The organism is Acidovorax sp. LjRoot194, from assembly GCF_964253015.1.
Classification (GTDB): domain Bacteria; phylum Pseudomonadota; class Gammaproteobacteria; order Burkholderiales; family Burkholderiaceae_C; genus Acidovorax.
The window spans coordinates 2739420-2759340 of record NZ_CAXUQB020000001.1 but is presented as its reverse complement, the minus strand read 5'-3'; the positions used below and the strand labels follow the sequence as shown (position 1 = coordinate 2759340).

The 19921-nt window shown below is 63.5% G+C and carries 21 protein-coding genes and 2 tRNA genes; 4 read left to right on the top strand and 19 right to left on the bottom strand.

Features of this window, described 5'->3' with window-relative positions:
• Positions 1–85 precede the first annotated feature (85 nt).
• Positions 86–775, bottom strand: a complete 690-nt coding sequence (rpiA, locus tag ACSQ3N_RS12345; RefSeq protein WP_056168897.1) for a ribose-5-phosphate isomerase RpiA — start codon at positions 773–775, stop codon at positions 86–88.
• A 47-nt stretch (positions 776–822) separates the two neighbouring features.
• Here rpiA and ACSQ3N_RS12340 point away from each other — a divergent pair, with 47 nt between their 5' ends.
• Positions 823–1878: a quinone-dependent dihydroorotate dehydrogenase gene (locus ACSQ3N_RS12340; RefSeq protein WP_056168894.1), complete on the top strand. Its 1056-nt coding sequence runs from the start codon at positions 823–825 to the stop codon at positions 1876–1878.
• A 116-nt stretch (positions 1879–1994) separates the two neighbouring features.
• On the opposite strand, the gene ACSQ3N_RS12335 is transcribed toward ACSQ3N_RS12340, so the two are convergent.
• The 16 genes from ACSQ3N_RS12335 to uvrB all read right to left on the bottom strand — a co-directional run bounded on the left by ACSQ3N_RS12335 (position 1995) and on the right by uvrB (position 14660).
• Positions 1995–2327 (bottom strand): hypothetical protein, encoded by a 333-nt coding sequence (locus tag ACSQ3N_RS12335; RefSeq protein WP_056168891.1) that lies wholly within the window; start codon positions 2325–2327, stop codon positions 1995–1997.
• Entirely contained in the window at positions 2327–2722 is a 396-nt protein-coding gene (locus tag ACSQ3N_RS12330) for a phage holin family protein (protein ID WP_056168890.1), read from the bottom strand. Before ACSQ3N_RS12330 ends, ACSQ3N_RS12335 begins: the two co-directional genes overlap by 1 nt.
• A 42-nt stretch (positions 2723–2764) precedes the next feature.
• A complete protein-coding gene (locus ACSQ3N_RS12325; RefSeq protein ID WP_056168886.1) occupies positions 2765–3070 on the bottom strand; it encodes a DUF883 family protein in 306 nt (101 codons plus the stop codon).
• A gap of 137 nt (positions 3071–3207) precedes the next feature.
• Positions 3208–4305, bottom strand: a complete 1098-nt coding sequence (locus tag ACSQ3N_RS12320) for an NAD(P)/FAD-dependent oxidoreductase (protein ID WP_056168884.1) — start codon at positions 4303–4305, stop codon at positions 3208–3210.
• Positions 4306–4355: 50 nt separating this feature from the next.
• Positions 4356–5393, bottom strand: coding sequence for a histone deacetylase family protein (locus tag ACSQ3N_RS12315; RefSeq protein WP_056168880.1), 1038 nt, complete (start codon positions 5391–5393; stop codon positions 4356–4358).
• A gap of 246 nt (positions 5394–5639) precedes the next feature.
• Positions 5640–5714, bottom strand: a tRNA-Val gene (locus ACSQ3N_RS12310).
• A gap of 52 nt (positions 5715–5766) precedes the next feature.
• Positions 5767–5841 (bottom strand) — tRNA-Val (locus ACSQ3N_RS12305).
• Positions 5842–5878: 37 nt separating this feature from the next.
• The gene (gene dnaQ / locus ACSQ3N_RS12300) at positions 5879–6592 is read right to left on the bottom strand and encodes a DNA polymerase III subunit epsilon (protein WP_056168877.1); all 714 of its coding nucleotides are present in this window, start codon (positions 6590–6592) and stop codon (positions 5879–5881) included.
• 85 nt (positions 6593–6677) lie between these two features.
• Positions 6678–7016, bottom strand: a complete 339-nt coding sequence (gene fdx, locus ACSQ3N_RS12295; RefSeq protein ID WP_056168874.1) for an ISC system 2Fe-2S type ferredoxin — start codon at positions 7014–7016, stop codon at positions 6678–6680.
• A gap of 81 nt (positions 7017–7097) precedes the next feature.
• Positions 7098–8969: a Fe-S protein assembly chaperone HscA gene (hscA, locus tag ACSQ3N_RS12290; RefSeq protein WP_436146381.1), complete on the bottom strand. Its 1872-nt coding sequence runs from the start codon at positions 8967–8969 to the stop codon at positions 7098–7100.
• A gap of 78 nt (positions 8970–9047) precedes the next feature.
• Positions 9048–9566, bottom strand: a complete 519-nt coding sequence (gene hscB / locus ACSQ3N_RS12285; protein ID WP_056168870.1) for a Fe-S protein assembly co-chaperone HscB — start codon at positions 9564–9566, stop codon at positions 9048–9050.
• Positions 9567–9666: 100 nt separating this feature from the next.
• Positions 9667–9990, bottom strand: a complete 324-nt coding sequence (gene iscA, locus ACSQ3N_RS12280) for an iron-sulfur cluster assembly protein IscA (RefSeq protein ID WP_056168867.1) — start codon at positions 9988–9990, stop codon at positions 9667–9669.
• Positions 9991–10012: 22 nt separating this feature from the next.
• The gene (gene iscU, locus ACSQ3N_RS12275; protein WP_056168864.1) at positions 10013–10417 is read right to left on the bottom strand and encodes a Fe-S cluster assembly scaffold IscU; all 405 of its coding nucleotides are present in this window, start codon (positions 10415–10417) and stop codon (positions 10013–10015) included.
• A gap of 34 nt (positions 10418–10451) precedes the next feature.
• Positions 10452–11672, bottom strand: a complete 1221-nt coding sequence (locus ACSQ3N_RS12270; RefSeq protein WP_056168861.1) for an IscS subfamily cysteine desulfurase — start codon at positions 11670–11672, stop codon at positions 10452–10454.
• Positions 11673–11780: 108 nt separating this feature from the next.
• On the bottom strand, positions 11781–12317 hold the full coding sequence (iscR, locus tag ACSQ3N_RS12265) for a Fe-S cluster assembly transcriptional regulator IscR (RefSeq protein WP_007851285.1): 537 nt from the start codon (positions 12315–12317) through the stop codon (positions 11781–11783).
• Positions 12318–12569: 252 nt separating this feature from the next.
• A complete protein-coding gene (uvrB, locus tag ACSQ3N_RS12260) occupies positions 12570–14660 on the bottom strand; it encodes an excinuclease ABC subunit UvrB (protein ID WP_056168858.1) in 2091 nt (696 codons plus the stop codon).
• Positions 14661–14765: 105 nt separating this feature from the next.
• Between uvrB and ACSQ3N_RS12255 the strand changes: the two genes are divergently transcribed.
• Positions 14766–15962, top strand: a complete 1197-nt coding sequence (locus ACSQ3N_RS12255) for an amino acid aminotransferase (protein ID WP_056168856.1) — start codon at positions 14766–14768, stop codon at positions 15960–15962.
• 34 nt (positions 15963–15996) lie between these two features.
• Positions 15997–16584, top strand: coding sequence for a nucleotidyltransferase family protein (locus tag ACSQ3N_RS12250; RefSeq protein ID WP_235507390.1), 588 nt, complete (start codon positions 15997–15999; stop codon positions 16582–16584).
• Between the two features lie 32 nt (positions 16585–16616).
• Here the strand turns inward: ACSQ3N_RS12250 and ACSQ3N_RS12245 are convergent, their stop codons facing one another.
• Together ACSQ3N_RS12245 and ygiD are read right to left on the bottom strand one after the other, a co-directional pair.
• Entirely contained in the window at positions 16617–17471 is an 855-nt protein-coding gene (locus tag ACSQ3N_RS12245) for a CHASE3 domain-containing protein (RefSeq protein ID WP_436146380.1), read from the bottom strand.
• A gap of 470 nt (positions 17472–17941) precedes the next feature.
• Positions 17942–18847 (bottom strand): 4,5-DOPA dioxygenase extradiol, encoded by a 906-nt coding sequence (gene ygiD, locus ACSQ3N_RS12240; protein WP_056168847.1) that lies wholly within the window; start codon positions 18845–18847, stop codon positions 17942–17944.
• A 157-nt stretch (positions 18848–19004) separates the two neighbouring features.
• Between ygiD and ACSQ3N_RS12235 the strand changes: the two genes are divergently transcribed.
• Positions 19005–19919 carry a CoA transferase gene (locus tag ACSQ3N_RS12235; RefSeq protein ID WP_056168844.1) on the top strand — a complete coding sequence of 305 codons (915 nt, stop codon included), beginning with the start codon at positions 19005–19007 and terminating at the stop codon, positions 19917–19919.
• Positions 19920–19921 lie beyond the last annotated feature (2 nt).

The window sequence follows — 19921 nt, the reverse complement described above, 5'->3', positions numbered from 1 at the left end:
CGTTGGGCAGCACACACTCATGGCGCCGTCAAACAACACAGGGCCTCACGGCCCTTTGTTTTTGGCGAAACCGGTTGGTTTTTTCTCAGTAAGTCACTGTATTCACACCCTGCGCAGTACCGAGCAGGCATACCGATGCCTTTTGATGGGCAAAGACGCCCACCGTCACTACGCCCGGCCACTGGTTGATTTCGGACTCAAAAGCCAACGGGTCTGCGATGGACAGGCCTGTCACATCCAGAATGTGCTGACCATTGTCGGTGACCAGCGGCTGACCTTCCTTCAAGCGCACTGTGGCCTTGCCGCCCATCGCTGCAAAGCGGCGGGTGATTTGCTGCGTGGCCATCGGGATCACTTCGACCGGCAGAGGAAAAGCGCCCAAAGCCGCCACCAGCTTCGACTCGTCAGCGATGCACACAAAACGGGCCGCGAGTGCCGCCACAATTTTCTCGCGGGTGAGCGCCGCACCGCCGCCCTTGACCATGTGACCGTTGCCATCGATCTCGTCGGCGCCGTCGATGTACACCGCCAGGGAGTCGACCTCGTTGGCATCGAACACCGGTATGCCCAGCGCCTTCAGACGTTCGGTACTGGCCACGGAGCTCGATACCGCGCCCTTGATGTCGCCCTTGATGCCGGCCAGCGCATCGATGAATTTGTTGACGGTGGAGCCCGTTCCCACCCCCACAATCTCGCCGCGCACCACGTATTGCAACGCGGCTTGGCCTACCAGGGTCTTGAGTTCGTCTTGGGTGAGAGGGGTGGAGGTCGTCATGAGAGAAAATCAGAGGTTATTGCGCAATTATCCCCCGCCACACCCCCATGTCCCTGATCCCCTACGCCCTGACCCGCCCTTTCCTCTTCGGCCTGGATGCCGAGGCTGCGCATGAACTCACCATGGACATGCTGGCCCGCGGGCAACGCACGCCGCTGCAATGGGCCTGGTGCAACGAGACGGTGGACGACCCGGTACAACTGGCCGGCCTGACCTTTCCGAACCGTGTCGGCATGGCTGCCGGGCTCGACAAGAACGCCCGCTGCATCGATGCGCTGGGAGCGATGGGCTTCGGTTTTGTGGAGGTAGGCACCGTCACCCCGAAGGCGCAGCCCGGCAACCCCAAGCCACGCATGTTCCGCCTGCCCGAGGCGCGAGCGCTCATCAACCGGTTGGGCTTCAATAACGAAGGCCTGGACGCCTTCTTGCACAACGTGCAGCAGGCAAAATTTCGCACCCAGGCACGCCGCCACCCGATGCTGCTGGGCCTGAACATCGGCAAGAATGCCACCACCCCCATCGAGAACGCCACCAGCGACTACCTGACCTGCCTGGAAGGCGTGTACTCCCATGCGGACTACGTCACGGTCAACATCAGCTCGCCCAACACCCAGAACCTGCGCGCGCTGCAAAGTGATGCTGCGCTGGACGCGTTGCTGGCTGCCATCGCAGATCGCCGCGAAGCGCTGGCCCATCGGCATGCCAAGCGCGTGCCCGTGTTCGTGAAGATTGCACCCGACCTGGACGAAGCCCAGGTGGCCGTCATTGCGGCAACGTTGCAGCGCCACGGCATGGACGGCGTGATCGCCACCAACACCACCATCGTGCGTACCGCCGTACAAGGCATGCGGCATGCGGAAGAAACCGGTGGCCTCAGTGGCGCGCCGGTGCTGCAGGCCAGCAACCAGGTCATCCGGCAGCTGCGCGCCGCTCTGGGGCCAGGGTTTCCGATCATCGGCGTCGGCGGGGTCATGAGCGCGGACGATGCCGTGAGCAAGATACAGGCGGGTGCGGACGTGGTTCAGATCTACACCGGCCTTATCTACGAGGGCCCCGCATTGGTCGTCAAGGCAGCCAAGGCCATCAAGGCCATGGCGCAATAGTCACGCCGCGTAGCTTTTTAATCGCGATTGTGAACCGCTGAGACGCAAAAAAGCCGCTGAAGTACAGCGGCTTTTTTGTGAGCGAGCCCAACAGCGCAGCAGCGCGAGGGGCGCTATCAGCGCCGCAGGCGCAGCAACAGCGGCAACACCACACCAGTCCAGCGGATCAACCGCCGTGGCCCCGCCAAGAGCCCGACCCCTGCCAGCGCCACCAAGGCAATGGGGTGCTCTCGGGCAAATCCGATAGCGCGCAGAGCTACCGACTCATCGATGCCCCCCGACCCATCTCGCTGTTGAGTCAGCGCCAGGGACTGCGCACGCGCAGCACGGCGAGCGCGCAGGCGGGCTCGCTGAGTGGCAATGCGGTCGAGCACCTTCTGTTGCACGTCGGTAGGCTGCGGTAGGTCCGCAGCGCTATCGATGGCAGTGGATGGAGATGCAGTGGCCATTACAAACGCTCCTTGATGTCACGCCAGTCCTGTGCGAGTTCGCGGCGGGTCAATGCAAACCCGTCGCTGGCGCGCTTGGCAACAGCCACCAGCGAGAGCAGCGTAGCCGCCCATCCAGCGACCCAGACGCCTGCAACGATCCACGCGACGAGCGTACGCTGCGGTGTGTCCCAGAAATGCACGAGCACGGCCAACGACAGCATGATCAAAGCCACAACAGTCAAACCGGCGACCAGAATGGTCAACACCAGCATCTGCTGCAAGCGTTGCTTCTGATCCTGCCACTCCAGGCGAGCCAGGTCCATGCGGTCCTCGGCAGCGATGGCGGCTTCGATGACGTTGGCACGCCACCGGGACACCAAGGTTTCCAGCCCCAAAATGGACAGCCAGTTCATGCGCGGCCTCCGAACCTGAGCTTCATACCTTGCACGCCTTGTTTAACGGCGGGACAACAGAAAGCCCACGAGCGCGCCGATTGCCAAGGCCGCACCTGCTACGCGCCATGGTTCGTCGTGGGCGTAACGGTCTGCAGCCAGAGCTGCATCCTTGGCTTGGCGTGCGGCGTCCTGTGCGGCACGGACGGCAGACTCGCGTGCGTTTTGCAGGCCGTCGTCCAGCTTTTGGCGCAGAACCTTGATTTCAGGCAAGGTGTCGAGGTCCTTGCTGGCCAGCAGTCCGCGCAGATCGGAAACCAACTTTTCCAGTTCGCCCTGGGTGGTATTGATGGTGTCGGAAACAGTCATACAAGCCTTTCTTAAGAACAACAAAAAACGGGTGTTTCCCCTGCTGGAGAATCAAGTTTCATCTTAGCCAACTGCTTGAAAGCCCTTCGTAGGACAGGGGCCCAAGAGGTTACCGATTGAAAGCAGCTTGCCTTGGATCAAACCAGTGCCGCCACATGGTCCGCAATGGCCAGGGCACTTGTCAAGCCGGGCGATTCGATGCCAAACAAATTGACGAGGCCGGCCACTCCGTGCACCGAAGGCCCCTGGATGACGAAATCTGCAGCGGGCGCATCGGCGCCGTGGATCTTGGGACGAATGCCGGCATAGCCAGGCGCCAGTGCGCCGTCGCGCAGGCCAGGCCAGTACTTGCGCACCTCCGCATAAAAAGCATCTCCGCGGGCCGCGTCCACCAGCAGGTCGTCGGGGGAATCGACCCATTGCACGTCCGGGCCGAACTTGGCCTGGCCACCAAGATCCAGCGTCAGGTGCACCCCCAGGCCAGCTGCTTCAGGAACGGGATAGATCAGACGGCTGAAGGGCGCCCTGCCTGCCAGGGTGAAATAGTTGCCTTTGGCGTAATGGGCGATGGGCACGTGGGCGGCGTCAAGTCCGGCAAAGCGTGCAGCCAGTCCGGGCGCATACAGACCGGCCGCGTTGATCACCGTGCGCGCCTGAAGCCGTGTTCCGTCTTCAGCTATCAAATAAATAGCATCTTGCGCGCACTCAGCGCGCGCCAGGGGCGAATTCAGGGCCACGATTCCACCAGCGTGCTCCAGGTCGCCCTGCAGCGCGAGCATCAGCGCATGGCTGTCGACGATGCCCGTGTTGGGCGAATGCAGGGCCGCCACACATTGCAGGGCGGGCTCCAGCGCCTGGGCTTCTTCGCGGGTGAGCCACTGCAGTTCCGGAACACCGTTGGCCAACGCACGCGCGCGAATCGATTCCAGGCCCGGCAGCTGGGCGTCGGACGTGGCCACCAGAAGCTTGCCGCAGCGGCGAAAGGGCACTGCGCGCTCTGCACAGTAGGCATAGAGCATGTCGCGACCCCGCACGCACAGCTGCGCCTTCAGCGAGCCAGTGGGGTAATACAGGCCCGCATGGATCACCTCGCTATTGCGCGAACTGGTTTGGGTGCCGATGGCATCCGCAGCCTCCAGCACCAACACCTCGTGCCCCTTCAAGGCCAGGGCGCGACCCACTGCCAGCCCGACCACGCCCGCACCGATCACCACGCAATCCACCTTGTCGGTCATTCGTATTCCTGAGTATTTGTTGGCGTCAGCGCCATGGGGCAGATCTGCATTTACGCCTGCTCGAAGCCATCCAGCACGTTGACGGCGTTGGTGCCCAGTTCGGCCGCGGCGTAGCCGCCCTCCAGCACGAAGACCGTGGGCAAACCCAGGCGCGCGAGCCGCTTGCCCAACCGCGTGAAATCCTCGGAGGCCAACGCGAAGCGTGAAATAGGGTCGCCCTCGAAAGCATCGAGGCCCAGTGAAATCACCAGCGCATCTGCACCGCTGGATGCAATGCGCTGGCACGCCGCTTCGAGCGCGCTGAACCAGGTGGCTGCGCTGGTGCCCGCTGGCAGCGGCAGGTTGAGATTGAAGCCCGCCCCCTGCCCCGCCCCGGTCTCGTCCGCATGACCCAGATAGAAGGGGTACTCGGTGCGCGGGTCGCCGTGGATGCTGATGAACAGCACGTCGGAGCGCTCGTAGAAGATGCTCTGGGTGCCGTTTCCGTGGTGGTAGTCCACGTCCAGCAGCGCGACCCGGCCCGCACCCTGGTTGCGCAACACCTGTGCAGCCACGGCGGCATTGTTCAAAAAGCAATAGCCTCCCATGAAGTCAGGGCCGGCGTGGTGGCCCGGAGGGCGGGTGCAGCAAAAAGAAGCGCGAGCCCCTTGAGCGACACGCGCCGCGGCACTGGCAGCGGCGTCAGCCCCGGCCTTGGCTGCAGCCCAGGTGCCGGCAGCCATCGGCGTGCCGTTGTCCATGGAGTACAGCCCCAGGCGCGCCACAAAGTTGTCGGGCTCCACATCGCTGCGCAAAGTGCGCACGGGCCAGACCGAAGGAAAGGGCTGCACTGCCGCATTGGCTGGATCAACGCTCACCCACTGCTGCCACGCCGTTTGCAGGAACGCGAGGTAGCGCTGTGAATGCACCTCTGACAGAACCGCAGCGCTGTCGACATCCGGCGCGGCGAGGTCATGGCCGCGCAGGCGCAGCGCCTCTTCCACGTAGTCGACGCGCGCGGGTTTCTCAAAACACGGCACGCGCTCGCCGCGGTAGAACTCATGGACAGGCGCGTGGCCTTGGTGCAAGGGGTTGTGAAAGGTGATCATGGCGAAGGTGGCGCGTCATTGGAGGCATGTTGCGCAGTCGGCAACGCCTGACACTTTAGCGGCACGCCGGGCCTTTTTGCACGAGATCGGCACTTGCCAGTGTGTGCAGCGTGCGCGATGTGAGGCCGTGCGTGGACGGCACCTGTGCTGCAGCCTACACACGGCGGCGCGATCCATGCTGCGGTCATCACACCTTGGCCGGCCATGAAAAAACCCCTGAAGGCCGCAGCCTGCAGGGGTTTGAATTGGTGGGTGATACATGGATCGAACATGTGACCCCTGCCGTGTGAAGGCAGTGCTCTACCGCTGAGCTAATCACCCGTCGCCAGCACATCGGATGAACCGGATGCGAGGACGAAAGTCTGTGCAAGCGTGGTGGGTGATACATGGATCGAACATGTGACCCCTGCCGTGTGAAGGCAGTGCTCTACCGCTGAGCTAATCACCCTTGTCGCTGCGACAGCCTTCGATTATGGCACAGCTTTTCAAGCAGCCTGGGCAATTCGCCAAATAGTTTTGCTTCCGCTGGCCTTGTCGATCTGCACCAGCACCTCTTCGTGGGCCACGTTTTCAGCATCGCTGGCAGTGAGGATCGGCAAGCTGAACGTGCGCAGGTCCACAGCAGGTATCGCAAGGCCATCCGCACCTTCCTGCGAGTCGTCTGCGATGAGTAGCGCATCCTGGCCGCGCGTGAGGTTGATGTACACATCGGCCAGCAGCTCGGCGTCCAGCAGCGCGCCGTGCAAGGTGCGGCTGGAGTTGTCCACGCCCAGACGGTCGCACAGGGCGTCCAGCGAATTGCGCTTGCCAGGATACATCTCCTTGGCCATGGCCAACGTGTCGGTCACGCTCTCCACATAGGTGCGAAACCCGGGCCGGCCTGTCAGCTCCAGCTCCTTGTTCAGGAAGCCCACGTCGAACGCAGCGTTGTGGATGATGATCTCGGCGCCCTGCAGGTACTGCAGGATCTCGTCCGCCACCTCGGCAAACTTGGGCTTGTCCTTCAGGAACTCGTTGCTGATGCCGTGCACCTTGAGCGCGTCTTCATGGCTGTCGCGGCCCGGGTTGAAGTACAAGTGCAGGTTGTTGCCCGTGAGCTTGCGGTTGAGCAGCTCGACGCAACCGAGTTCGATGATGCGGTCGCCACTGTCGGCCGACAGCCCGGTGGTTTCGGTGTCGAGAACGATCTGGCGGGTCATACGCGCCCCCACGCACGGCACTTCGTGGCTTCGCTGCCCGCAAAGGGGGCGCGAGCTTGGCTGGAGGGGCCCGACGCTGCGTTCATCAGTGGTTCTCCTTGGCGTGGTTGATGGTGTACTTGGGAATCTCCACCACCAGGTCCTGCTGCGCCAGGATGGCCTGGCAAGACAGGCGCGATTGTGGCTCCAGACCCCATGCGCGGTCCAGCAGGTCTTCCTCTTCTTCTTCGGCCTCGTTGAGCGAATTGATCCCCTGGCGCACGATGACGTGGCAGGTGGTGCAGGCGCAGCTCATGTCGCAGGCATGCTCGATGTTGATGTGGTTCTCGAGCAGCGCCTCGCAGATCGACGTGCCCGCGGGCGCCGTGATCTCAGTGCCGGTTGGGCAGTATTCAGGGTGGGGAAGGATCTTGATGACGGGCATGGGTCGGTTCTTCTTGTCGTCTTGCGGTGTCGTTGTGCTGGGGTCGCAGTGCGTGTTGCGTCGGTGGCGGGGCGTGGTCGCTCAGAGCGCCTGCACGTTCTTGCCCGCCAGCGCCTGCTGAATACCGCGGTTCATGCGCTGTGCTGCAAAGGCTTCGGTGCCCTTGGCCAGGGCTTCGGTGGCGGCCTCGATCACGGCAGCATCGTCTGCATCACGTTGCTGGCGCAGCGCCTCCATCAATGCATCGATGCGGGCACGCTCCCCGGCCAGCAGCACATCGCCATCGGCATTCAGCGCGCTTTCGGTGGCAATGAGCATGCGGTCGGCATCCACACGGGCTTCCACCACGGCACGGGCCTTCATGTCCTGCGCGGCGGTGGCAAAGCCATCCTGCAACATGCGGGCGATCTCGTCGTCAGACAGGCCGTACGAAGGCTTCACATCGATGCGCGCTTCCACGCCGCTGCCCTGCTCCTTGGCGCTCACGCTCAACAGGCCGTCGGCATCCACAGTGAAGGTCACCCTGATGCGGGCGGCACCGGCCGCCATGGGCGGAATGCCGCGCAGCTCGAAGCGCGCCAGGCTGCGGCAGTCCTGCACCAGGTCGCGCTCGCCCTGCAACACGTGGATGGCCAGCGCGGTCTGGCCGTCCTTGTAGGTGGTGAAGTCCTGCGCCTTGGCCGTGGGAATGGTTTCGTTGCGCGCCACGATGCGCTCTACCAAACCGCCCATGGTTTCGATGCCCAGCGACAGCGGCGTCACATCCAGCAGCAGCAGGTCGCCCGCGGTGTCGTTGCCCGCCAACTGGTTGGCCTGCACGGATGCGCCCAGGGCCACCACCTCGTCGGGGTTCAGGTTGTTCAGCGGCTCCTTGCCAAAGAACTCCGCCACGGCGCGCTGCACCTGCGGCATGCGGGTGGAGCCACCCACCATCACCACGCCCTGCACCTCGTCGCGGGCCAGATGCGCATCGCGCAGAGCGCGGCGCACGGCAGCTATGGAGCGCGCGGTCAACTCGGCCGTCGCGGCCTCAAATTCTGATTTCTTGACATCAAAATGCACGCTACCGCTCGACAGCTGGGCGCTGAAAGCTATCAAATCCGTAGCAGTCAGAGCTTCCTTGCAGGCCCGCGCCGCCATCCGCACGGCCGCCTTGTCGGCTGGGGTGTCCACCTGAAGGTTCAGTTGGCCCAGCACCCAGTCCGCCAGGGCTGCGTCGTAGTCGTCCCCGCCAAGAGCCGAGTCGCCGCCGGTCGCTATCACCTCGAACACGCCCTGCGTGAGACGCAGGATAGAGATGTCGAACGTACCGCCGCCCAGGTCGTACACGGCATAGACACCCTCGCTCGCGTTGTCCAGCCCATAGGCGATGGCCGCGGCAGTGGGTTCGTTGATGAGGCGCAGCAGATTGATGCCGGCCAACTTGGCAGCGTCTTTGGTAGCCTGGCGCTGGGCATCGTCGAAATACGCAGGCACGGTAATGACCGCGCCGTACAGGTCGTCGTTGAAGGTGTCTTCGGCCCGGTAGCGGAGCGTGGCCAGAATTTCGGCGCTGACCTCGACGGGCGACTTGACGCCATCGGCGGTGGCCAAGCTGACCATGCCTTCGGACTGTGGCTCGCTGCCCGAGACGAACTCGTAGGGCAGCTTGTCGGCGCCCACCACATCGCGCAGGCCACGGCCCATGAAGCGTTTGACCGATGCAATCGTGTTGCGGGCATCCTGCGTCTGCGCAGCCACAGCGTCATGGCCGATCTGGCGGCCGCCATTGGACAGGTAACGCACTACCGACGGCAGCAGCACCCTGCCCTGCGCGTCGGGCAGGCATTCTGCGACGCCATTGCGCACGGCAGCGACCAACGAATGCGTGGTGCCCAAATCAATGCCCACGGCAATGCGCCGCTGGTGCGGGTCGGGGGACTGGCCGGGCTCGGAAATCTGCAAAAGCGCCATGGGAATTCGGTATCTCTAACGAAGAAAGCAGACCAGGGTCACGGCCTGCCTCTGAATGGGGAACACGAGGAACAGGGGCTATTGTCCCAGTTGCTCTCGCCGGCGCTCGATGTCGTCGGCAAATCGCGCAATGAACATGAGGGCTCTGACCTGCTGGGAAGCACCCGCATAGTCGTGCTGGCGATCGATCAGCGCTTCGCATTCGGCAAGCGCCTCCCGGCGGGCTTGCGCCACGGTGTCGTCCAGCGCATCCAGTTCGGGCTCCGCCTCGGCCTCTTCCAAGGCCTCACGCCATTCCATCTGCTGCATGAGGAACGCGGTGGGCATCGCGGTGTTGTCCTCAGCACGGATGGGCGCACCGTGGAGCTCGCACAAGTAGGCGGCACGGCGCATCGGGTCCTTCAGGCGCTGGTAGGCCTCGTTGATGCGCACCGACCACTGCATGGCCACGCGCTGGGCCGCGGCGCCCTGGGCCGCAAATTTGTCGGGGTGGGCCTCCCGCTGCAATTCCTTCCAGCGCGCATCAATGGCGCTTCGATCCTGCGCGAAGCCACGCGCCAGGCCAAAGAGTTCAAAGTCGTCAGATTGCAGGTTCATGCGCGGTTCGTCGTCGGATATCGAATGGGCAGGTCAACAAAAAACCGCCAGTACGCAAGGTGCGCGGTGGCGGTTTGGCAGGCACTCGGCCAGAGCCGGCTCAGACGCGGAAGCTCTCTCCACAGCCGCAGCGATCGCGTTCGTTGGGGTTGTTGAACTTGAAGCCCTCGTTGAGGCCCTCACGCACGAAGTCGAGCTCGGTGCCGTCGATGTACGCCAGGCTCTTGGGGTCGATGAGCACCTTGACGCCGTGGTTCTCGAACACGATGTCTTCAGGCGCGGAGTCATCGACGTACTCCAGCTTGTACGCCAGCCCGGAGCACCCCGTCGTCTTGACACCCAGGCGCACGCCCAGTCCCTTACCCCTGCGGGACAGGTAACGGTTCACATGCCGGGCAGCGGCTTCTGTCAGCGTGATGGCCATATCTCTCTCTTTGTGGATCAACTCAGGCAGCAGCGGTGGCCGTGGCTGCGTGCTTGGTCTTGTAGTCCAGCACGGCGGCCTTGATCGCGTCTTCGGCGAGGATGGAGCAGTGCACCTTCACCGGTGGCAGTGCCAGTTCTTCGGCGATTTCACTGTTCTTGAGCGCAGCCGCTTCGTCCAGCGTCTTGCCTTTGACCCATTCGGTCACGAGCGACGACGACGCAATGGCAGAGCCACAGCCGTAGGTCTTGAAGCGAGCGTCTTCGATCACGCCCGTGGCGGGGTTCACCTTGATCTGCAGCTTCATCACGTCGCCGCAGGCAGGCGCGCCGACCATGCCGGTGCCCACCGAATCATCACCCTTGTCGAACGAGCCGACGTTGCGGGGGTTTTCGTAGTGGTCAACCACTTTGTCTGAGTAAGCCATGATGTGTACCTCTTGAATCTTCAGAAATTGGGGGTCAGTGCGCAGCCCACTGGATGGTGCTGATATCGATGCCGTCCTTGTACATCTCCCACAGCGGGCTCAGCTCGCGCAGGCGGGCCACGTTCTCGCGGATGGTGGAGATCGCGTAGTCGATCTCTTCTTCCGTGGTGAAGCGGCCGATGGTCATGCGCAGGCTGCTGTGCGCCAGCTCGTCGCTGCGGCCCAGGGCGCGCAGCACGTAGCTGGGCTCCAGGCTGGCAGACGTGCAGGCGGAGCCGGACGACACCGCAAGACCCTTGATGCCCATGATGAGCGACTCGCCTTCGACGTAGTTGAAGCTCATGTTCAGGTTCTGAGGTACGCGGTGCTCCATGCTGCCGTTGATGAACACCTGTTCGATGTCCTTCAGGCCGTCGAGCAGGCGCTGCTGCAAGGCATGCGCCTTGGCATTGCTTTCGGCCATTTCTTCCTTGGCAATGCGAAACGCCTCGCCCATGCCCACGATCTGGTGGGTGGGCAAGGTGCCAGAGCGCATGCCGCGCTCATGGCCGCCGCCGTGCATCTGGGCTTCCAGACGGACGCGGGGCTTGCGGCGCACGTACAGGGCGCCAACGCCCTTGGGGCCGTAAGTCTTGTGAGCCGTCATGCTCATCAGGTCGACGGGCAGCGTCGCCATGTCGATGGCCACACGGCCGGTGGCCTGTGCGGCATCGACGTGGAACAGAATGCCTTTTTCACGGCACAACGCGCCGATGGCCGGAATGTCCTGGATCACGCCGATCTCGTTGTTCACGAAAAGCACACTGATGAGGATGGTGTCGGGGCGGATGGCCGCCTTGAGGGCGTCCATGTTCACGAGCCCGTCTTCCTGCACGTCGAGGTAGGTTGCCTCGAAGCCTTGGCGCTCCAGCTCGCGCACGGTGTCCAGCACCGCCTTGTGCTCGGTCTTGAGCGTGATGAGATGCTTGCCCTTGCCCTTGTAGAACTGCGCAGCGCCCTTCAAGGCGAGGTTGATCGACTCGGTGGCGCCGCTGGTCCAGACGATCTCGCGCGGGTCGGCACCGATGAGGTCGGCCACTTGGCCACGTGCGTTTTCGATCGCCGCTTCCGCTTCCCAGCCCCAGGCGTGGCTGCGCGAAGCCGCGTTGCCAAAGTGCTCACGCAGCCACGGGATCATGGCGTCCACCACGCGCGGGTCCACCGGGGTGGTGGCGCCGTAGTCGAGATAGATGGGGAAGTGCGGGGTCATGTCCATGGCTGGCTCAGTAGAAGTTTCTGGCTGGCAGATTTGCAGGAAGAAGGTCGATGTTCAAATAACGTTCAGGGCGGTGCCGACCCCAGGGTCAGCACAGCGCACCGAAGCTCAAGACTTCGCGAAAACGTTGCCCAGGGCAAAAACGGAGTTCGGGGCGTTCACGCGGATGGGCTTGACCACCGGCGTCGTGGAGATCGCGCGGCGCACCACAGGCTTGTCTTCGATCTGCACACCCTTGGCGAGTTGTTCTTCCACCAGCTTTTGCAGCGTGACGGAATCGAGGAACTCCACCATGCGCTGGTTCAGGGACGCCCACAGCTCGTGCGTCATGCACCGACCAGCTTCGCCCAGGCAGTTTTCCTTGCCGCCGCACTGGGTCGCGTCGATGGGCTCATCCACCGACACGATGATGTCTGCCACGGTGATATCACCGGCCTTGCGGGCCAGGGTGTAACCGCCACCGGGGCCACGGGTGGACTCCACCAGTTCGTGGCGGCGCAGTTTGCCGAACAGCTGCTCGAGGTACGACAAAGAAATTTGCTGCCGCTGGCTGATCGCAGCCAGCGTGACGGGGCCATTGTTCTGGCGCAGGGCCAAATCGATCATGGCGGTGACCGCAAAACGGCCTTTGGTTGTGAGACGCATCGCAAGCTCCTTGTGCTAAGGCTTGTTCGTTGTAGAAACCGCCGCCATTGGCTGATGGCCAATGAGGCACCGTCTCCGCCCCTTCTCCGTGCGGTCGCCTGCAAAGGCGTGCAAGGAGCCCTTCATCGCTGGGCTGTTTTCTTGAGTATTTTGTGCAAGTATAACACAAATCCCTATCGAATTGGTCGGGATAAAAAACCAACTGGTCGCAATTTGATCAGTGATGTCTTACCCGGCGCTTTCAACGCCCATTCACAAGGCCACCGAATCGTTCCCGTGCGCACCAAATGCCTGGTCCTTGAGCTTCGTGAGCTGGTCCCGCACGCGGGCAGCTTGCTCGAATTCCAGGTTGCGCGCGTGCTCCAGCATGAGCTTTTCCAGCCGCTTGATCTCGCGCGCCACGTCCTTCTCGGACATGTCCTCCACCTGCGCGCGCCGCATGGCTTCCTGCTCCAGCCGCTCGGCATCCTTGCCGGCTTTTTCGCTGTACACGCCGTCAATCAGGTCTCTTACCCGCTTGACAATGCTGCGCGGAGTGATTCCGTGTTCCTCGTTGTGTGCGATCTGCTTGATGCGGCGTCGTTCCGTCTCGCCCATGGCTTTTTTCATGGACTCGGTGATTCGGTCGGCATACAGGATGGCTCTGCCGTTCAAATTGCGCGCTGCGCGGCCGATGGTCTGGATCAGGCTGCGCTCGGCACGCAAGAACCCTTCCTTGTCGGCATCCAGAATGGCCACCAGAGACACCTCCGGGATGTCCAGCCCCTCCCGCAGCAGGTTGATGCCCACCAGCACGTCGAAAGCGCCCAGGCGCAGGTCCCGGATGATCTCGACGCGCTCGACCGTGTCCACATCGCTGTGCAGGTAGCGCACCTTCACGCCGTTGTCGGTCAGGTAGTCCGTCAGCTGCTCCGCCATCCGCTTGGTCAGCGTGGTGATGAGTACTCTTTCACGCTTTTCGACGCGAATGCGTATTTCTTGCAGCACATCATCCACTTGGTGGGTGGCCGGGCGCACTTCGACCTGCGGGTCCACCAGCCCGGTCGGACGCACCACCTGGTCCACGATCTGCCCGGAATGCGTGCGTTCGTACTCCGCGGGAGTGGCCGTCACAAAGATCGCCTGGCGCATGCGCTGCTCGAATTCCTCGAACTTGAGCGGCCGGTTGTCCAGAGCCGACGGAAGCCGAAAGCCATACTCCACCAGCGTGGTCTTGCGCGACCGGTCGCCGCTGTACATGGCGTTGAGCTGCCCGATCATCTGGTGGCTCTCGTCCAGAAACATCAGCGCATCCTTGGGCATGTAGTCCGTCAGCGTGCTGGGCGGGCTGCCCGGCGGCGAGCCGGACAAATGGCGCGTGTAGTTCTCGATGCCCTTGCAGTGCCCTACTTCGCTGAGCATCTCCAGATCGAACCGGGTACGCTGCTCCAGCCGCTGCGCCTCCACCAGCTTGCCGTCGGCCAACAGTTGCTGCAGGCGTTCGGCCAGCTCCAGCTTGATGGTCTCCACAGCGGTGAGCACCTTGTCACGTGGTGTGACGTAGTGGCTGCTGGGATACACCGTGAAGCGCGGTATCTTTTGCTTGACGCGGCCGGTCAAGGGGTCGAACAGCTGCAGGCTCTCCACTTCGTCGTCAAAAAGCTCGATCCGGATCGCCAGCTCGGAGTGCTCGGCCGGAAACACGTCGATCGTGTCGCCCCGCACGCGGAACTTGCCGCGTGAAAAATCGGCCTCGTTGCGCTGGTACTGCATGCGGATCAGCTGCGCGATCACGTCGCGCTGGCCCAGCTTGTCGCCCACGCGCAGCGTCATCACCATGCGGTGGTAGCTCTCGGGCTCGCCGATGCCGTAGATGGCCGACACAGTGGCCACGATGACCACATCGCGCCGCTCCATCAGGCTCTTGGTGCAAGACAGCCGCATCTGCTCGATGTGCTCGTTGATCGCGCTGTCCTTCTCGATGAACAGGTCGCGCTGCGGCACGTAAGCTTCGGGCTGGTAGTAGTCGTAGTAGCTCACGAAGTACTCGACGGCGTTCTTGGGGAAGAACTCGCGAAACTCGCTGTACAACTGCGCGGCCAGCGTCTTGTTGGGCGCAAAGATGATGGCCGGGCGCCCCATACGGGCGATGACGTTGGCCATGGTGAAAGTCTTGCCCGAGCCCGTCACGCCCAGCAGGGTCTGGAAGGCTTCGCCGTCGTTCAGGCCCTCGACCAGCTTGGCAATGGCCTCGGGCTGGTCGCCCGCAGGCGGGTACGGCTGGAACAGCTCGAAGGGTGAATCGGGAAAGCTGACGAATTCGCCGTCTTGCTTTTCCGTTATGACCTGTGTGATATCCGGCATGGGTGCAGTCAACGAGTAGTGTGGGCAGGCCGTTAAAATCGGCGGAACCCGGCACAGTACACCACGCCTGGATTCTTCGCTACTGACAACCTTTCAAGGATTTTCATGTCTCTGTTCACCGCCGTCGAAATGGCCCCCCGCGACCCCATCCTGGGCCTCAACGAGCAATTCAACGCTGACACCAACCCCAACAAGGTCAACCTGGGCGTCGGCGTTTATTTCGACGACAACGGCAAGCTGCCCCTGCTGCAGTGCGTGCAGGCCGCAGAAAAGACCATGATGTCCGCCCCCACCGCCCGCGGCTACCTGCCCATCGACGGCATCGTGGCGTATGACAACGCCGTCAAGAGCCTGGTGTTCGGCGCCGACAGCGAACCAGTCACGTCCGGCCGCGTGGCCACCGTGCAGGCCATCGGCGGCACCGGCGGCCTGAAGATCGGCGCTGACTTCTTGAAGAAGGTCAGCCCCAACGCCAAGGTACTGATTTCCGACCCCAGCTGGGAAAACCACCGCGCCCTGTTCACCAACGCCGGCTTCGAAGTTGACACCTACGCTTACTACGACGCTGCCAAGCGCGGCGTGAACTTCGAAGGCTTCCTGGCCAGCCTGAACGCCGCCGCTGCCGGCACCATCGTCGTGCTGCACGCCTGCTGCCACAACCCCACCGGCTACGACATCACCCCCGAGCAGTGGGACCAAGTGGTTGCCGCCGTCAAGGCCAAGAACCTCACGCCATTCCTCGACATGGCCTACCAGGGCTTTGGCCACGGCATTGCCGAAGACGGCGCCGTGATCCAGAAGTTCGTAGCCGCCGGCCTCACGTTCTTCGTGTCCACCTCGTTCTCCAAGAGCTTCAGCCTGTACGGCGAGCGCGTGGGCGGCCTGTCGGTGCTGTGCACGGACAAGGAAGAAGCCTCCCGCGTGCTGAGCCAGCTCAAGATCGTCATCCGCACCAACTACTCCAACCCACCCATCCACGGTGGTGCGGTGGTGGCTGCGGTCCTGAACAACCCCGAGTTGCGCGCACTGTGGGAGAAAGAACTGTCCGAAATGCGCGTGCGCATCAAGGCCATGCGCCAGAAGCTGGTCGACGGCCTGAAGGCCGCCGGCGTGAAGCAGGACATGAGCTTCATCACAACGCAAATAGGCATGTTCAGTTACTCGGGCCTCTCCAAGGACCAGATGGTCCGCCTGCGCAATGAGTTCGGCGTGTACGGTACCGATACCGGCCGCATGTGCGTGGCTGCGCTGAACAGCAAGAACATCGACTACGTCTGCCAGTCGATTGCCAAGGTGGTCTGAGTTGGATACGGGAGCGGCGCTCGAGCGCCGCTTTGTGACCGAAGCGCTCCAGAACCCGCACAACGCGGCCATTCTGGAGCGTTTGCCACTTCTGGGCCTGCCGGATGCCTGGCTGGTCGCGGGCTGCCTGTTCCAGACGGTATGGAACCTGCGCTCCGGGTGGGCGTCCACTGCGCACATCAAGGACTACGACCTGTTCTACTTCGACGCTGCAGACCTGTCGGAGGACGCGGAACATAGCGTGCAGGCCCGCGTCACTGCCCTGTTTTCGGACCTGCCGATCACGGTGGAAGCCAAGAACCAGGCCCGGGTGCATCTTTGGTACGAGCAATGGTTCGGGTTTCCCTACGACGCACTGCAGTCGTCGCGCGCCGGCATCGAGCGGTTTCTGGTGCCGTGCACCTGTGTGGGCCTGCAACCGGGCGCAACGCCAGCCTTGCCGATGCTGTATGCGCCCTATGGGCTGGCGGAACTTTACGCGGGCACTTTGCGGCCCAACCCTCTGTGTCCGCACCTGCCGCTTTTTGAAGCCAAGGCCTCAAGCTACCGCGACCGGTGGCATTGGCTTACCATTCAAGGCACGGCAGCCAAGTCCACCGCAGCCAGCAAGGGCGCTCCATGATCCGGCAACGCAAGCCCTTTCCAGGGCGCTGATCAGGCCAGCACGCGGCGCTTGCGCAACTGCACCAACGTGATGGCCAGCACAATGCGCATCAAGATGGACAGGGCGGCCACATACATGCCCACCTTCATCAACTCACGCTCCCGCAGCTTGGCGACCTCCTGCCGTTGGTTCAGCAGCGACTTTTCGGTGCGCACTACTTCCTGTACTTCAGCGCGCACGGCGTCCATGAGCTGCTTGCCTTGGCCCATGGCGATCCTCGTTCCTGCGGAGGCAAAGCCATCCTGGCGACGCAGTGCGATCACCTCGCGCAGTTCACCGAGCTTGTCATCGATCAACACCTCGAGCCGGTCCATCTGAGAGTTCTGAATCGCGCTGCCCACCAGCAGCTGTCTGAGGCGCGCAAACGTCGGCCCGGCGGCCTCGACCGCCTGTTGGTAGGGATCGAGATAACTGTCGTCTCCTGTGATGACGAAGCCGCGCTGGCCGGTCTCGGCGTCCTGCAGCAGGATGAACAGCTGGTTGACCTCGCCCAGGACCCTGTGGGTGTAGTCCACCTGAGAACGGCTCTGCACCAATTGCTCGTGGAAATGATAGGAAAGGTAGGTTCCCAGCAGCACCACCATGGTCATCGGCAATGCCGAGAAAACCGACCACACCATCACGCGGCGGGGAGGAACCTTGAGGCGGCGGCTGCGCAAGCTGCCAAGTTTGCGCAAGGGCTTGGCGAATGAACGCATCAACGAACGTGCCAGGCCACGCACTGCGGAAGACTGTGGCAGCTGAAGAGGCATGGCGTGATCGGTAGAGGTAAAGGCAAAGAAAAGGGTGACGCCAAGGTCCGCAGCCATCCATTCGACGCTGCAGATCAACACTGCTGAATGCACGATATGGCGGCCCGCAGGGCCGGCGGGTCGGCTGTCAACCTGACGCCTTGTAGTCCCGGCAGCGTAGCCATGGACCGGTAGCTCAATGTGCTTTGCCGATGACCGGGAGGCATGGAGTCCTAGCGTGCAGATGTGAAAGCGGGGCCCTGGGGAACGCGTGATCTGAACGAACGGTTGAAAGCTGGATATGGAGCCGAACCGAGCCCAGCCGAGCGAGCCCGTGCCCGTACTGCGTTCTGGCTATATGGACGCCTCGGCAACGTCCGTAGAGCCAAGTTCGAGGCGTCAATGATGGTATTGCCCGCCAGGGCAATTGGACAGCCATCCACCCCGGGTTCTGAGCCTCAGTGCCGATGGAAGGCGTTGCCCTTCAGCATGGGACGTACGCAGCGCTCGCTACAGCCAGGCTTCGAAGACCGTCGCCCTGGGCGGTTGCGCGCCACGCCGCCCGCCCCTACGCACCTGACCGCTCAACCCCACCACACCGACCGCATCGAGATCGACGCCGACTGGTAGCCCGTGTTGAAAAACCGCGGCATCTCGCTGGACTCCACCGCGCCCGCTGCGTACAGCAGAGGCAGATAGTGCTCGTGCGTAGGGTGCGCCTGCTGGGCCACAGCGCCCAGCTTCTGAAAGTCCTGCAGGGCTCCCAGCTGGCCCTTCCTGATCTGGTCCTGCACCACCGTGTCGAATTCGGTGGCCCAGTCGTAGGCCTCGTTGGCGGCAGAGCCGCGGCGCGATGCGCGCAGGTTGTGCACGATGTTGCCGCTGCCGACAATCAACACGCCGCGGTCGCGCAGGCCTTTGAGTTGCTGGCCCAGCGCGTAGTGCTCGGCCGGAGCTCGGCTGTAGTCCATGGACAGCTGCAGCACCGGAATGTTCGCTTTGGGGAACATGGGCTTGAGGACTGACCACGTGCCGTGGTCGAGCCCCCATTCGCCCTCGTCCACACCCAGCGCTGCGCCCGTGGCCGGCGACTTCAACTCTTGGGCAATACTGCGCGCCACCACAGGCGCACCCGGTGCGGGGTACTGCTGGTCGAACAGCGCCTGCGGAAAGCCGCCGAAATCATGAATCGTCTTGGGCTGCGCCATGCCGGTGACCTGCCAGCCGCCCCGCGTGAGCCAGTGGGCCGACACGCACAGAATGAGCTGCGGCTGCACCGCGCGCGCCATCAGCTCAGTGCCCGTGGCCTGCCAGCTGCGGCGCCAGGCGTTGTCTTCGATTGCATTCATGGGGCTTCCGTGGCCTACGAACAGCACGGGCATGCGTGGCGACGGCTTCAAGGCCTGCAACTGGGGCAATGCGGCGGCATGGCTCAAAGATGTCATGGAGAAAGCTCCCGGAAATGTGGCCAGGCCGGCCAGGGCGGCCATTGAAGTTCTGCGTTGCATGGGTCAGGAAGCGTAACAAATTATGTATAACGCTGGAGGGAGCGCTTGCCGCTGCCAAAAGTTCCAACCGGTTTCGGCCTGGGGTGCCCTGCCCCACCGCCGGCGCCCTGTGCCACCCAACGCTACCGCCATGCCATCCATGACTGTTTCCACCGTGACGCCACAGGCCGCCACCCGGCCCCAGCCGCTTCGCAACACCCGCATCCTGAGCCTGGCGCTCAACCTTCCCGGCCCCGCTGCACTGATGCGCTGCGCCCACCTGGGCGCAGAGTGCACCAAGCTGGAACCACCTCCCGCGCCCGGCCAACCCAGCGCCGACCCCATGGGCATCTACAGCCCCGCCGCCTACGCCACGCTGCATGCGGGCGTGCGGGTGGTGCAGGCCCACCTCAAGACGCCTGAAGGGCAGGCAGCGCTGCATGAAGAGCTGGTGCGCACCGATGTGCTGATCACCTCCTTTCGGCCGTCGGCGCTGGCCAAGCTGGGCTTGGCATGGGATGCGCTGCAGGCGCGCTACCCGCGCCTGTCGCTGGTGCGCATCGTGGGCGCCGCGGCCGAACGGGCCGAGGAGCCGGGCCACGACCTCACCTACCTGGCCGACGCCGGGCTGGTGACAGGCACCGAGATGCCCCCCACCCTCTACGCCGACATGGGCGGTGCGCTAATGGCCAGCGAAGCCGTGCTGCAGGCACTGCTGGAGCGCGCCCACACCGGCAGCGGCGTGTGCATCGAAGTCGCGCTGGCCGACGCTGCCGCATGGCTGGCCCAACCCCGCGACTGGGGGCTGACCACGCCTGACGGTGACGTGGGCGGCCACCACGCGGGCTACCGCATCTACCCCTGTGCCGATGGCCGCGTGGCAGTGGCTGCGCTGGAGCCACACTTTGCCGCCCGCCTGTGTGCCGCCGCAGGCCTGCCCGCGATGGGCGATGCCGACGTGCTGCGCGCCGCAGCTACGCACCAGGCGGTAGCCCGGTTCCTGCTCAGCCAGACGCGTGCGCAGCTCGATACGCTGGCGGCTGCGCAGGACATTCCGCTGCACACCCTGGCCTGAGG

What these genes read in the sequence shown, in the direction of transcription:
- rpiA (WP_056168897.1), bottom strand. Translation starts at nt 775, where the DNA reads ATGACGACCTCCACCCCTCTCACCCAAGACGAACTCAAGACCCTGGTA.
- ACSQ3N_RS12340 (WP_056168894.1), top strand. Translation starts at nt 823, where the DNA reads ATGTCCCTGATCCCCTACGCCCTGACCCGCCCTTTCCTCTTCGGCCTG.
- ACSQ3N_RS12335 (WP_056168891.1), bottom strand. Translation starts at nt 2,327, where the DNA reads ATGGCCACTGCATCTCCATCCACTGCCATCGATAGCGCTGCGGACCTA.
- ACSQ3N_RS12330 (WP_056168890.1), bottom strand. Translation starts at nt 2,722, where the DNA reads ATGAACTGGCTGTCCATTTTGGGGCTGGAAACCTTGGTGTCCCGGTGG.
- ACSQ3N_RS12325 (WP_056168886.1), bottom strand. Translation starts at nt 3,070, where the DNA reads ATGACTGTTTCCGACACCATCAATACCACCCAGGGCGAACTGGAAAAG.
- ACSQ3N_RS12320 (WP_056168884.1), bottom strand. Translation starts at nt 4,305, where the DNA reads ATGACCGACAAGGTGGATTGCGTGGTGATCGGTGCGGGCGTGGTCGGG.
- ACSQ3N_RS12315 (WP_056168880.1), bottom strand. Translation starts at nt 5,393, where the DNA reads ATGATCACCTTTCACAACCCCTTGCACCAAGGCCACGCGCCTGTCCAT.
- dnaQ (WP_056168877.1), bottom strand. Translation starts at nt 6,592, where the DNA reads ATGACCCGCCAGATCGTTCTCGACACCGAAACCACCGGGCTGTCGGCC.
- fdx (WP_056168874.1), bottom strand. Translation starts at nt 7,016, where the DNA reads ATGCCCGTCATCAAGATCCTTCCCCACCCTGAATACTGCCCAACCGGC.
- hscA (WP_436146381.1), bottom strand. Translation starts at nt 8,969, where the DNA reads ATGGCGCTTTTGCAGATTTCCGAGCCCGGCCAGTCCCCCGACCCGCAC.
- hscB (WP_056168870.1), bottom strand. Translation starts at nt 9,566, where the DNA reads ATGAACCTGCAATCTGACGACTTTGAACTCTTTGGCCTGGCGCGTGGC.
- iscA (WP_056168867.1), bottom strand. Translation starts at nt 9,990, where the DNA reads ATGGCCATCACGCTGACAGAAGCCGCTGCCCGGCATGTGAACCGTTAC.
- iscU (WP_056168864.1), bottom strand. Translation starts at nt 10,417, where the DNA reads ATGGCTTACTCAGACAAAGTGGTTGACCACTACGAAAACCCCCGCAAC.
- ACSQ3N_RS12270 (WP_056168861.1), bottom strand. Translation starts at nt 11,672, where the DNA reads ATGGACATGACCCCGCACTTCCCCATCTATCTCGACTACGGCGCCACC.
- iscR (WP_007851285.1), bottom strand. Translation starts at nt 12,317, where the DNA reads ATGCGTCTCACAACCAAAGGCCGTTTTGCGGTCACCGCCATGATCGAT.
- uvrB (WP_056168858.1), bottom strand. Translation starts at nt 14,660, where the DNA reads ATGCCGGATATCACACAGGTCATAACGGAAAAGCAAGACGGCGAATTC.
- ACSQ3N_RS12255 (WP_056168856.1), top strand. Translation starts at nt 14,766, where the DNA reads ATGTCTCTGTTCACCGCCGTCGAAATGGCCCCCCGCGACCCCATCCTG.
- ygiD (WP_056168847.1), bottom strand. Translation starts at nt 18,847, where the DNA reads ATGGCCGCCCTGGCCGGCCTGGCCACATTTCCGGGAGCTTTCTCCATG.
- ACSQ3N_RS12235 (WP_056168844.1), top strand. Translation starts at nt 19,005, where the DNA reads ATGACTGTTTCCACCGTGACGCCACAGGCCGCCACCCGGCCCCAGCCG.